8 protein-coding genes and 2 pseudogenes are annotated in these 14,048 nt (G+C 49.0%); 8 read left to right on the top strand and 2 right to left on the bottom strand.

Annotation, left to right across the window (positions count from 1 at the left end; genetic code table 11):
• The first annotated feature begins 75 nt into the window (after positions 1-75).
• The 8 genes and pseudogenes from Hhyl6_RS22935 (at position 76) to gdhB (ending at position 10,142) form a co-directional block, all read left to right on the top strand.
• Positions 76-1,305 carry a DNA methyltransferase gene (locus tag Hhyl6_RS22935; protein WP_483741541.1) on the top strand — a complete coding sequence of 410 codons (1,230 nt, stop codon included), beginning with the start codon at positions 76-78 and terminating at the stop codon, positions 1,303-1,305.
• A 270-nt stretch (positions 1,306-1,575) separates the two neighbouring features.
• Complete coding sequence (locus Hhyl6_RS22930; RefSeq protein ID WP_483741540.1) at positions 1,576-1,899, top strand: DUF6788 family protein; 324 nt, start codon at positions 1,576-1,578, stop codon at positions 1,897-1,899.
• A gap of 840 nt (positions 1,900-2,739) precedes the next feature.
• A pseudogene (locus tag Hhyl6_RS22925) lies at positions 2,740-2,824 on the top strand (IS5/IS1182 family transposase); the annotation flags it as partial.
• Between the two features lie 132 nt (positions 2,825-2,956).
• A pseudogene (locus Hhyl6_RS22920) lies at positions 2,957-3,697 on the top strand (IS5 family transposase); the annotation flags it as partial.
• Positions 3,698-4,753: 1,056 nt separating this feature from the next.
• Entirely contained in the window at positions 4,754-4,906 is a 153-nt protein-coding gene (locus Hhyl6_RS22915; protein WP_483741539.1) for a DUF7837 family putative zinc-binding protein, read from the top strand.
• Between the two features lie 788 nt (positions 4,907-5,694).
• Positions 5,695-8,574, top strand: a complete 2,880-nt coding sequence (locus Hhyl6_RS22910; protein ID WP_483741538.1) for a bacterio-opsin activator domain-containing protein — start codon at positions 5,695-5,697, stop codon at positions 8,572-8,574.
• A gap of 117 nt (positions 8,575-8,691) precedes the next feature.
• Entirely contained in the window at positions 8,692-8,835 is a 144-nt protein-coding gene (locus Hhyl6_RS22905; RefSeq protein WP_483741537.1) for a rubrerythrin-like domain-containing protein, read from the top strand.
• Positions 8,836-8,837: 2 nt separating this feature from the next.
• A complete protein-coding gene (gdhB, locus tag Hhyl6_RS22900) occupies positions 8,838-10,142 on the top strand; it encodes a glutamate dehydrogenase GdhB (RefSeq protein ID WP_483741536.1) in 1,305 nt (434 codons plus the stop codon).
• A gap of 1,120 nt (positions 10,143-11,262) precedes the next feature.
• Here gdhB and Hhyl6_RS22895 read toward each other — a convergent pair.
• Positions 11,263-13,224, bottom strand: a complete 1,962-nt coding sequence (locus Hhyl6_RS22895) for an archaea-specific SMC-related protein (RefSeq protein WP_483741535.1) — start codon at positions 13,222-13,224, stop codon at positions 11,263-11,265.
• Between the two features lie 211 nt (positions 13,225-13,435).
• Complete coding sequence (locus Hhyl6_RS22890) at positions 13,436-13,996, bottom strand: TATA-box-binding protein (RefSeq protein WP_483741534.1); 561 nt, start codon at positions 13,994-13,996, stop codon at positions 13,436-13,438.
• Positions 13,997-14,048 lie beyond the last annotated feature (52 nt).

Genomic DNA, 14,048 nt, shown 5'->3' with positions numbered 1-14,048 from the left:
TCCGAGCGAATGAACGGACGGCAAGGGAACTTTGATGTGGGCTCATTATGAGGTAGGAGACAAGAGCGGTACATTATGTCAGGACAATCTTCTCTTGAGGGGAAAGCTCAGCTGGATAAATCGGAACGAGAGCATCTCGAAGACGTCGTTACAGAGCTCCGAGAGACCGTTGAGGCAGATATAGAGTACCAATTTGAACACGCCTACGAGTTACAGGATGAAAATGGTGGAAGAGATCTTTCTGGCGAAGATGTAGATGTTCGAACAGAGTTAGTCACAGCAGTTGAGCGGGAGGAGGATGATGATAAATCCTGGGATGAAAAGTTTGATCGGTATGTAATGGGCGTGGGATACACAATAGTAAATCGCCTTACTGCTCTACGCTGCATGGAAGTCAGGGGCTTCATTGACCGGCCTGTTACTCAGTTCGGCGATTCAGATCTGACTCCCGCAGCTGAAAAAATCCACCAGGAAGAATATGTCAATCCAAATGAAGCAATTGTTGAAGCGTACGATCGGGTTTGTAAGGATTTAACTGAAGAAATTGAAATTCTCTTTGATCCTGATTCACCTTATAGTATTGTTGATCCCACCGTTGATACCTTTAAAGATCTCTGTAGGAAACTTGATGAAATCCCAGATGCAGTATGGCGTGCAGACGATGTTCTTGGTTGGGTATACGAGTATTATAACGCTTCAAAGCTAGACGAGCTTCGTCGAAAAGGAGATCATGTGGGGTTAGAGCCAGAGGACGTTCCTCCTGCTAACCAGTTCTATACTCCTCACTGGGTTGTTCGCATGCTTACCGATAACAGCCTCTCCAAAATGTATCTCGAGTCGAAAGGTGAGTTACATTCTACTATAGAAAAACAAAGCAGTATTTCAGTCGAAGAACGGAAATCTCGTGATGGATCTCCTACTGAGACTCCTTCATTAGCAGACTTTAGCACCTATTTAGTCCCCACAGAAGACGAAAGCGAACCTCCAGAATTTGAGGAACCTAAGGATATTCGAGTAATCGATCCTGCCTGTGGTAGTGGCCACTTCTTGTTATACGCATTTGATATTCTTGAGCGAATTTGGCATCGAGAGCGTCCTGATTTGGAGCGCGCTAAAATACCAGAGAAGATACTACGTCACAATCTATATGGAATTGATCTTGATCTGCGTGCCTGTCAGCTTGCTGCATTCAACCTCTATCTAAAAGCCCGAGGTCGATCGGAGGAAGAAGGAGCTTCTAATTTCGAGATACCAGAAATCGGCATCGTATGTGCTGATACAAAAATTGCTAACGCTCTTCCGTAGGAGATTGTTGATACGGTTGCAGTATTCTGAGAGGAATCTACAAATACCGACTTGAACGCTTCTCTTATCCGGCCAGAGTTCAGCCGACACAATCCAAAATCGCAAGACAGCAAGCGGTCAACAATCTCCTACGCAAGAGCGTAGTACGAAACTTGTATATAAAGAAATTTCGAGTGGTGTTACAGTCAGTGAGCATGGGAGCCCTCATTACCGTCTTAACCAACAAAACTATGGAGTCGCAGGTAGTGTTGGTTAACACGAGAGTAGCCGATGTCCTACGAACCCCCGACCCCACCGGCGAACCTCCCGACGGAGATCGTCACCATGCTCAACGAATTCCCACCAGATCGTCTTCGGGACGTTGCCCGCTACGCCGAGGAAGTAGCCGAACACAAAGAACGCGAAGCACGTCTTGAGGAGGAGTCAGATACAGATAACGTTGAGGATCGACTCGATGACCGCCCAGACGATGTCCCGGTGAAAGCGACGATCACGATCAAGGAGATCAACAACAATCGCTACTACTACTGGCAGTGGCGAGACGGTGATCAAATTAAATCTAAATATAAAGGACCAGTCAAACCGGATGAATGAGCAACTCCGGTTAAGAATCTCGCACTAGACGTGAATCGAAAATCAGAGGCGAATCTCGTGTACAACATTTGCAGACCCATTTTCACATCGATACCGGAGAGAGTAGAGCATTACTACACCACTCTGCAAGTGTTCACTCCACACCACCCTGCAAGTGTTTCAACTGCTTAGAGTTGCGAACACACACACCACCCTGCAAGTGTTCTCGGTTTCAGAATAGGTACGGCAAGAAGAGCGGTACAAGAGCGGATAAACGAGAATATTGGCCTAGAGAGTGGGATCAGACAACAAGAATACAATTTCTGTGTCTACTACTAGCTAGTGTTAATAAGAATGTTGTTGTTGCTGTTATTGCCTATTCATAGAATAGAGTGTTTAAACCTCCTATATACACTAGGAGACTTTTTAGGCAGATTTAAGATGTGATCTCAATTGTCTATATTTCTCATCTTTATATGTGTCTGGGGTTTCCATCAAGATGACCGCACTCACTCCCTTGAACGAAGAACACTTGCAGGGTGGTGTGTGTGTCTCGCTATGTTCTCTCCCTTAGTCTGCTGATCACCTCGCAAAATAAGATCACTCGAACAATGGAAGCCGAGGTGGATGTAGTTTCGTTATGACAATTCACCGACGGTGCCAAACGAACTCAAAACGGTCATTTTCCCTGCTGAGAGCTCTCGCGAACCGCCACGCCGGCACGGATGCACAGAGGAGGACTACTTAATTGGATTCCGCACGAACCACCAGAAACGGAATAATCTGCTCTGTTGAATAGCGATCTAATCAGTCGATATCACGGCTTTAGAAGGGCGAAGCCGAGGAAATCGATTCTTGCCTATGGAAGTCGATCTCCTCGACTTCGTTGAGCAGCGTCGGCACCTAGCCAAACGAAGCGTTGGGGAAGCACGCGGGCGAACCCGCCAGGAGTGGTCTGCATAAGTTCTGAACAGGTCGGGAGAGACGCCGTGAAACATGCCGATCTCGACGAGATCTTTCGGTTTCCACACACTGCGGTCGCGTTCACTATTGGGGTTCAACAGTTACGCTGATCACTCGTGGCGGGTTCGCCCGCTGGATCCACGTTGTCTTGCACTGTTTTCGGCTCGAAGAAGGCCACAGCTACCGTGAAACGCCGAATCGGTTGGGGTATATGGCGGAGATCCGTAACGCCCTCGATCTTGATCAGGACGATTTGCCGGACTACACGACGATCCACAAATCGTTCGACCGGCTCGAAATGTGGGTCTGGCGGGCGCTGCTGCGCATTTCCGCGCAGCAGCATCCGCAGTCTGGCCACGCCGCACTCGACAGTACGTTCTTCGACCGCCGCTCTGCCTCGTCGTAATACCGCCAGCGGTCGGGAAGTAATGTACAAACGCTGAAAGTGACGACACTAACCGATAGAGAATCTCTTGCCGTCCTCGACGTACATATCTCAGCCCGGTGGAAACACGATACCAAGACCGGGCCGCAGGTCGTCCGCCGGAACGCCGACGACCTGCTGTCCGTCGCTGCTGACAAAGCGTTCCACAACTGGATCACGAAATACGAGTTCTACGCGCTTGGCGTCGAACCACTCATCTTACAACGTGGATCAAGGCCGTTGACGCTAGGGCATAACGCGCTCATCCGGGCAGAAGGCTACTCTCAGCGCTGGATGGCCGAGACTTCGTATTCGACAACGAAGCGCTCGCTCGGCGACGCCGTGCGAGCGTTGGGCTGGTATCGGCAGTTCCGTGAAATCGTCCTGATGTTCGCCATCTCGAACATAGAACCGCTCTGTGAACCTCTCTAACCGCGACTCAGCATCTATTCAACACGGCAGAATACACCGCTCTGTAGGTGTGCTAGGTCACAATCATTTTCCCATGACTTACCCGTCTGACGAGACGACCCAGAGTCAGGCAACTCAGTATGTCTCCAGCAGATACCTCCCCCTAATCGGACGACTTCCGGAGTCATCCGCCGATTCCCTGTACTGCGTGTGAGTCTGCGTTCCATTCGAACGCTATGCCTTCATTCCTACTTCTTAATCAGCTCACAATTCCGCTTATTGGCTGTGATACCCATCTCACACAATTTACCGAGATCTGTGAGTATACAACCGAGAACACCGCAGATCTCCTCGGTCACCAACCCGCCGGAGGTTTGGGGTGTCCCAGCTGTCACCTCTCGCCATACGATCCCCACTACCCCATGATCCCAGTCCAAGATGGTGCAGTTGCTGTTCTTGCGTGTCCGGATCATCAGTCAGAGATCGCTGAGCGGTTCCATACCGGACTTAACACGAAACAACAGCTCACAACCTCACTCAATATGTCATAGGCTCACTCAAGTATCTTGATCTCAGTTTTCAGAGTGAGAAAGCTGGATATACTGTTCGGTGTGTCCTTTGTGCTGAAGATCCAGGGATCTGTTCAGTTCGAGGGAAACGCTCCTCTCTGTGAGTGGTGTGACAAAAATATTAGTCTGGACCTTGATCCGGGGAGTTCGTCGAACTTCTCCTTCTACTACCGGGATCCATCTGACGGCTGCTTCCGGCTACCCTGGAATTTCATATCGGCAAAACGCGGTCGACCCACACGCGTCACACTCGTCAGTCTCTGGCGCGACAGTTGTGCCGCACTGTCGACATTCGACGACGACAGTCATCTCGTCGTTGAGGATCTGCTCAAGGACTGTGCGGACACCCATCGTAGCCTGTGATGCACGAGACACCATGTAACCCTTCCGGAGACGAATTTCACTCTAAACCGCCGGACATAGCAACATTACACCACCAAACGCTTATTTTCGTAGCCGAATCATACTCTCGTGGAAGGGCAACTGTCACACGCTCCTTCCCCTTTCCATGACCCGTGATGCGTCGACGCTTGGTCGGTGTCCAGAATGCAGCGCGAGTATATCTGCCGCGTGGCTGTTGGTCGAGTACGAGAAAACCGACGGCACGACTGGCATCTGGGCTGAATGTCCGGCCTGTGAGGATGTTGTCCGTCCCGAGTAGCAGCCGTATTGGTTCATACCTGAACCGACTAGCGTTCGCCACGTCATCGCCACAGAACGGTCTGCCGTGCCGCGAGTCGCCAACATTACGGGAGGGTATCTGGATCAGTCTCTTCGAGGAGTTGCAAGCGGGTATGCGTGTTTTTGCCTTCCGAAACGCCACCTGTAGCAGCAGTCCCTGCACAGAGTGAACAATCTGGCCAGTGATCTGGGAGTTTCTGTCGCTCTGTTTTTTCGACAGCTGTTGCCTGTTGGAGCGGTTGGCAGTCAGGATCTGTGTGAATGTGTACGGTGGCCCCTGCTCCAATCGGACCTCGTTTCTTGACCCAGACTGTTTCACTCGACATGGCGGGTTCTTGACCGAGTCTTACTCCAGGACAGTATTACGTATTTTGTCCGAGACACTACCAGTCTCACAGTGTGTCTACCGACTAGACGTGATCAGTGACCGGCAAGCGGTGGATTGATCCATTGACTGTACTGTAGCACGAGATATAAATAAATTTTCGTATATATTACAACTCCAAATTAGAATTTCAGATTTGCGTGATATTTCAGTTGATAACTACTATATGCTTGATGTAGAACTGATCGAATCTGGTGTGTAATTAGTAATGAACATAGCTTCCACGTCCGGCTGTATTGATGAGTGGTTGAATGAGAAACATCTTAGGTATCTCGGAAGTTAGCTATTAGAATAGCCATGCGCTTATGCATGAATCAAGCATGTTGGGTTTGTTTGCAAGTCAACACTACAGCGCGCATAAGAGAGTTTACTGAACGGAAATTATGACCACTTCTCAGTCGGTTCTCGATTCATCCTGTGTTTTGGTTGTTGGAGTCTCTGAATGGCCTGAGCCATTTGCAGAGTTGCTCAAAACACGGACTGAAGCTACTGTACGACGGGCTACAACCAAAAGAGCGACTCTCGAACAGGTTCGAACTGAGGCGATTGACTGTATTATTAGCGAATATTCACTTGAGGAAGCAACAGGGGTAGAATTAGTTCGAGAGGTTCGCAGCATTAGCATTACTCTCCCGATTATACTGAGCACGCGTTCTGGAAGTGAGGCAATTGCCAGTGAAGCCATCCGCGCGGGCGTCTCCGACTATATCGCCCTCTCAGATTCTATCAAGCAGAAGAAGGAGATGGAGGAACTTCTGGAGCGGACCGAACAGGAAGTCCGCTCTGCGCAGCGTGCAGCAACTCAACGGGAGCGGGCTCAGCAGTTTGACGCTATCTTTAACGATTCTCGTACAGCAACATGGGTTCTTGACCCGCAGGGATCACTTATCCGCGGAAACCAAACTGCCCGTGACATGGTCGACGAGACAATCGATGAGCTCGTCGGAGACCCGTTCTGGACGCTTCCTTGGTGGTCACATTCCAACGGAACGCAGAAAGACATCAAACGCCTCGTAGAGAAGGCAGGAATTGGTAAATTCGGTAACGCAGTCATCGCGCAACCCTCCAAAATCGATGATCCACGGGTCATTGATCTCTCAGTTCGCCCTGTTGAGAATCACTTAGGCAAACTCGTCTCGATTGTTGTCGAGGGCGTCGACATTACCGAACGAGTGGATCTAGAGCGAAATTTGCGTGCGTCTGAAGAGCTTCATCGCGTCACACTCAACAATATGACCGACACAATCCTCATTACGAATGAAGATGGCAAATATACGTATGTCTGTCCAAATGTTCACTTTATTTTCGGGTACACTGCTGAGGAAATCCACGAGATGGGGACAATAGAAGAACTGCTAGGCGAGAATCTATTCGATCGTAATGAACTGGCGGAGAACGGCGTGCTGAAGAATATCGAATGCACGGCAACCGACCAGGCCGGCCAAGAACACACGCTCCTAATCAACGTCCGGGAGGTAGCAATCCAAGACGGAACGCTTCTTTACAGTTGTCGAGATATCACGAAACGCAAACAGCGCGAGGAAGCACTGACAACACTTCAGGAGACTGCACGCGACTTCTTGTACGCAGAAACCCATCAAGAGATTTCTCAGCATATCGTCGAGGATACCTCCGATGTCATTGGTCTTGATGCAGGTGCTGTGTATCTCTTCGACGCTGATAGCAATAATCTTCGTCCTATAGCTCACTCGAAACAAATGAAAACAGTGAACGGTCCACTAACAACCGTTCATGCGGATGGCGAAACGCTTGTGAGCTACAGCTTCGTCGAGAACAAACCACTATTCTTCGACGACGTACATGATGCTGATCGGCTCAGGAACCAGACGACAGGTCTCCGTAGTGCGACATACATTCCGCTTGGAGAACATGGTGTGTTTGTCGCCGGCTCGGACACCACTGGCGCATTTGATGAGATTACCCGTGAGCTTGCAGACTTGCTAGCGGCAACGGCGGAGGCAGCTCTCGATCGGGTGACTCGTGAATCTAAACTTCGTGAACAGGACCGGACACTCCAACAACAAAATAAACAGCTCACCCAACTGAATCGGATTAATGAGACAATTCGAGAGATTGATCAAGCTGTTATCCAGGCTGAAACTAGAAAAGAAATCGATCATACAGTCTGTGAATTGCTGACCGACGATGACCGGTTTCGGTTTGCTTGGATCGGAACGGTCGATTCATCAACCAACTCGATTGAGCCACGGGCATGGGCAGGTGATGGACAAGGCTATCTGGACAGCGGATCGTTTGCTGTAACCGAGTCGAATACTGAACCCATGGTACAAACAGCGGCATCGGGAAAGGTAACGATGGTACCAAACACTGCTTCTGGGCTGCACGATGAACCATGGCGCAAGGACGCTCTTGCTCGTGATTACCTATCGGTGTTGAGTATACCGTTGATCTATAATGACCTCATGCATGGTGTCCTTACGGTCTACGCCCGAAGTCGGAATGCGTTTGATGAGACGACACAGGCAGTCATGTCGGAACTCGGCAAGACGATCGCATCGGCCCTCAGCGCCATTGAGAGGAAGAATGCCCTTCTCACGACATCGATGACTCGTGTCGAGTTCACTATCGAAGATTCCTCATTTGTCTTGTCTCGGCTCGCTCAAAAAGCAAACTGTTCTCTTTCGTATCATGGTGGTGTCCAGCAAACCAGTGAAGGACAGTATGTGTTTGTGACCGTCAAGGACGGTACCATCGACGCACTCCAGAGTGCTGCCGCTGATCTCGTCGCAGTCGATGATGTACAGACGATTAGTAGTGATGGAGAAGGCAACGTCTTACGGTTACAGCTAACACAACCGTTTCTGGCCTTAGAACTGGCAAATCATGGTGCTGTCTTCCGGGAAGCCACAGCCGACCCAACAACGACGACGCTTGTCATCGATATGCCAGAAAGCGTTACAGTCCGAAATATAATGCAACTTGTTCGTGAAACGTTCTCTGGCGTTGAGTTGCACTCTAAACAGACTCTTGATCAGTCGGCTGACCATGACTTGTATTCGAAATTCTTAGACGAACTGACTGAACGACAACTGGAGGTCATTCAAACAGCCTATTATAGTGGGTTCTTTGAATCACCACGACAAAGCACTGGAGAAGAAGTCGCGGAGATGTTAGGAATCTCCTCAACGGCCTTTTACCGACATGCACGGACTGTCCAGCGAAAGCTGTTTGGAGCGGTATTCGAGGATGGAGGTCATGCGCTTGCTATTCGGGAGGGTTGAATATTACACCCTAGTTGCAGATTGCACATGTGATAACGAACTACCGGATATTCCCTTATACACATATTATAATTTGATTGAGTGTCCGCTCCAAACTCGGCCACTCGTGAACACACAATGATAGATGGTGAAATCAATTCTAACGAAGAGTCTCCGTACGAGTGCTTTGAATGTAGCAAGATCATGGTCTCAGAGAACTCCCCAAATCAGTGTCCTGACTGCGGGGGTGCGATGCGTAATCGACGGGTCCCTCTCGAATAGCTATGCCACCGCAATCCAGTTCCATACAGGGTGAAGAGCGGGTAACACAGTCGGATACAACCGCAGTTGAGTCTGCCCTCGAAACTGCACGCCGTCAGCTTCGGCACGCTGCGGATTACCTCGATATCGATCCAAATATCGTTGAGCGTCTCAAGTATCCGAAGAGGGTTCACGAGGTTACGGTCCCAATCGAGCGAGACGATGGAACCGTTGAGGTATTTACTGGCTATCGAGCCCAACACGATAGCGTTCGTGGACCTCACAAGGGAGGTCTACGCTATCATCCGGAAGTCACAAGAGACGAATGTGTCGGCCTCGGGATGTGGATGACGTGGAAGTGTGCCGTTATGGATCTTCCTTTTGGTGGTGCGAAAGGCGGGGTTGCTGTCAATCCGAAGGAATTGAGTGACAACGAGAAGGAACGTCTCACGCGTCGGTTCGCCGAAGAAATCCGCGGAGTGATTGGCCCAACTGTGGATATTCCGGCACCAGACATGGGTACTGACCCCAAGACGATGGCGTGGTTGATGGATGCTTATTCGATGCAAGAAGCCGAAACCGTTCCAGGGGTTGTAACCGGGAAACCACCAGTTGTCGGTGGAAGTAAAGGGCGTAATGGAGCACCTGGTCGAAGCGTTGCTATTATCGCTCGAGAAACAATCGAGTACTATGAGAAGGATATCGAAGAGGCAACTGTCGCTATTCAGGGCTATGGGAGCGTCGGATCCAATGCTGCACGATTACTCGATGAGTGGGGTGCAAATGTTGTAGCTGTCAGTGACGTTAAAGGAGGGATCTACGATACAAACGGTCTTGACACAAATGCGATTCCATCTCATCATGAAAAACCGGAGTCTGTGTTGAGTCAGGCCGCACCGGAAACCGTTACCAACGAAGAATTGCTCAAACTTGACGTAGATGTCCTCATCCCCGCTGCGCTTGGAAATGTCCTCACAGCCGAAAATGCCCATGATGTGATGGCGGATATCGTCGTCGAAGGCGCTAATGGGCCGACAACCAGTGCAGCCGACCGAATTTTCGCAGAGCGTACGATTCCAGTCATCCCAGATATTCTGGCTAATGCTGGTGGTGTCACAGTAAGTTACTTTGAATGGCTACAAGATATCAACCGTCGAGCTTGGTCGCTTGAACGCGTCCACAACGAACTCGAAGAGGAGATGCTAACGGCTTGGGAAGTCGTCAAAGACGAATACGATACCCGTGAGGCAACGTGGCGAGATGCTGCCTACATCGTGGCACTCTCTCGAGTCGCTGAGGCCCACGAAGCCCGAGGTCTTTGGCCCTAACAATGAGTTCCTCTCTGATGAAACGAGCACGGGAACCATCGACGACGCTCGAGCGGGGGATTTTCCGAGTATTCCGGCTGTCATCGATTGGATGCGTGGGCACCCTAGCCTGGTTCTTCGGTTACCTTCTCTTGGGTTTTGGATTTTACCAGATTGGCCTCTATGAACCTGGTTTTCGAGTGATGAGCTTTAGTGATCCAATTTTCACGGCTTTGATTTTCCTTACAGGATTACTCATCTGTGTAACATCCGGGTCACTATCCATTCTTACCCTGCTTCTCGAACCAGGAGACGACAGATCAAATTTTGTTGTGTTATTAAGCTTGATTGCGTTCGGGTTTGGTGCTGCTGCAATACGAGTCCTAATTCGCAGCTTATAGCCCTGTTTGATTGATTCGGGGGCTATTTACCCATAATCAATATACTGTAACAGCTGCTAGCGGAAATACAACGGTCATTTCGACTTAAACAATTATGTGGTTCGGTTACTCCTCTGTAATTTCGTCCATGAAATAGCCTCGTTTGGCGAGAGTACCAGACTTTGAGCCGTCTCCTTCTACTCCAATCAGACAATATATTGTAAACTATCTACAACTGTATTTTAGTCGGGTTTTTAATCGCAACCTCGTAAGTTACCAGCTTATGACTCGGGGTCAGTAATACGTAGTTCTCCCTCTACTTCGTAGAGCCAGCCGTAATCGAGCAGCCGTTTGATAGCATATTCAGCATCTGCCTGAGTTGGGAATGACTTGTGAGTGCACAACAGCGTCTGAGCCCGCTCACGAGAGATACCGTCCCGCGGTGACTCCGTTCCAGACTCGAGAATCTCGTAGCCCTTCATGATCCAGTCCGGGAGTGACCGCGAGTCATTTGACCACATGTGTATGCACCTGTGCTATCCGATGTCTGTTGATTCGTAGTACATCACATTAAATCACTGCCCTTGGCGCCTGGATAACTCATACCGGCAAGCAATTATTCTTAATCCCAACTTCCTTCCAGCGATGCACTAGCAGTGTGGTCCTCCTTGTTTCTAAAGTGTTCGAGGAACTGTACGGCGTATACATAAAACCAAAGTACCCTGCAAAGAAAGACTAGCTGTATCTGACGACCGCGGTACTCAGATGGCGTTCACTCGGGTCATGTCGTCGCTGAGTGGTGCTGCATCTTCTGGGAGCAATGCTACCACGAGATACTCAGCATAGTCTTTGAAGTACTCAACAAGTTGGGCAATTCGATCCGAGTCGATTGCCTCCAGCGAGTCGAGTAACATGAACGGGACTGTCTCGTGAAGATCATGCACGAGATAGCCAGCCAACGCGAAAATGAGTCCCGTAACCTCTCTCTCACTCTCACTGAGGTGCTCAATCGTATCTTCGTAGGCTGCCCCATTTTCAGTTGTCCGTACGATGTGAAGTTCGAACACTGACTGTTCGACCTTCTGCCGACCGTCACGGACCGTGCGCTGAACGCGTTCAATCCAGATCCGGTCGAGATTCTCGTAGGCTAAGATATCAAGCATCGCATCCATGTGTTCGTTGAACGAATCAACAGCGTCAGCTTCGATTTGATCGATCTTCGTCCGTTCCTCGGCTAGTTGCTCCTCGATGTCCTCACGCTCTGCACGTAGTTCCTCTGCCTGGTCCAGCATGTCTTCAATCTTCTCGATTTCATCGGTTACCTCTTCAATATCGGCTTCGAGGCTTTCAATCTCGAACTCAAGCTGGTTAGCTTCTTTGTGGAGAGAGAGGATTTCATCAAAATCTTCCGATTCGAGTTCCTCAACTTCGGCCTCAAGTGACGCGACCTCGTCACTCAGCTCTTGGCGTTGCGATTTGAGCGAGGTGAGTTGTGATTCGCGATGATCAAGTTCGTCGTTGATGTCTGCAAGTTTGCGTTCGATTTCTTCACGTCGCTCCTGTTGCTGTTTGGCTTCACGCTGCTCGGCTTTCAGTTCCTCAAGATCAGATTTTATTTCGTTGAGTTGCTCCACCTTATCCTGGCTGATTTCTTGTAGATGGCTGACAGTGTCTTCAATCTGGCTACGTTCAACGGATGTCCCACAGGTCCAGCAGACAATGGATTCATCCCCGTTGTCGAGTAGGTCATCGGTTGGAGAGTCAGCCGACTCAACTTGGTCAGTCTCATCGAGCGTCTTGAGAACGTCATGGTCGTCCTCTTCTAATCGTTCTTCATTGTATTGGATGAGACTTTGGAGATCAGATATCTGGGTGTTCAAAGTCTGGCGTTTCTCTCGGAGTTGATCGATTTCATTTTCGAGGTGCTGCTGATCGCCCATCGGAGCTTCAGGCAGTTCACTGAACTCATCTTTGAGATCACTTCTCTCTTGTTTGAGCGAGGTCATACTCTCAGTTTGTGTCTCGATTTTCCGCCGAGTTGAGTCAAGTTCCGACCGAGTCGACCGAAGTTCATCGAGCTTTACCTCGAGCTCTTCTTTTTCTTGCTGACTTTCTTCGATATCTTGACTATCTGACTCTATCTCTTCCTCTTTTCCCCTCAACTCATTTTCTTTTTCTCTTATTCTACCTTTTATTTGGTTTTTCCGCTCCTCTAAGTCAGACAGTCTACTTTTTTCAGATTCTATCTTTTCTAATCTGTTGTCTATATTGTCTTTTTCATGTTCCAGTCTATCGATCTGGTCCTTAATTTTGCCAGTGTCCACAGGTCGCATAATGATTTCTCGGAGATCATCTCCTTTAGCAACGGATTGACGTGCTTCATTGGTCTCCAACAGGAACGCAAACAGGTCAGCAACTTCGGGATCGTCGAGATAGCTATCACCACCAAACGAAACTGAATCTCCTGCTCGAGTGAGCGTCCGTTCGTAGGTTTTGTCATGGAGTTCGAGCTGAACGTATCCGTTGTCGGCGTCGCCTTTCAGTGTCGCTTGATTGCTTCCCATAGCAGCCATGATCGATTGGAGGAATGATGTCCGATTGGTTGCGTTCTTACCAGTCAGCACCGTTACTCCAGGCGGAATCGAAACATGTGCACTGTCTATGCCACCGATATTTTCAACGGTAAACACTGCAGGTTCGGCTGTTTGTTCTGAGGTTGCCATAACTCGAAGAAGTAGTTCCATCTATTAAAATCCTATATCGGAAGGATCCGTTTGTTTAGTGAAATTGTACTTTGTGTTAGGGCACATAAGTATATTGGTGGTATTTTGGCTTTAAATTTATTAAATTTATTAATAGTAGTATTTCAACTATTTGATCAAAACAAACTTCGTAGGAAGAGACTGATCAAATATGATGATTTCACCTTCTCAATCATTCTAGTAATTCGAGCTCACTGAGTCTTGCTTTGACCACCTCAATAGCTCGCTCGATATCGTCAAGGTGTTTTCCACCAGTGAGAACCATCTTTCCGCTGGCGAACAGAAGCACAACGATAGACGGTTCCTTAAGCCGGTATACAAGCCCGGGAAACTGCTCGGGTTCGTACTCAACGTTTCCGAGACCTAGGCCGATAGCAATCGCATTTAATTGTAGTGTGGAGCCGATATCAGCGCTCGAAACAATGTTCTGAATTTCAATCTTAGGTGAAGAATCGGTGTCTATACCTAATTCTTGCAGTTTGCCAAAGACATTTTCAACTGCCATTTCCACCTTGGCTACGCTTGTAGCACCGGTACAGACAACTTTCCCTGATCTAAAAATGAGTGCTGCGGCTTCTGGCTCACACATCTGATATACCAGGCCGGGGAAATTCTCTGGATCATACTCTGTTGAGTCTAAATCATCTACCAAAGTATCAAGATCAAGTTCCTGGCCAACACCGGACGACGCAACAACGTTCTCTACTTTAACTGATTGTGTTGCAACGCTCATATAGTCACTTGTTTCCACAGACTACTTAAAACATGGAGTGAGCTCTAATAGG

The organism is Haloarcula sp. H-hyl6, from assembly GCF_056934455.1.
Note: the sequence above shows the minus strand (reverse complement) of the source record. Positions and strands in the feature narration are given on the sequence as shown.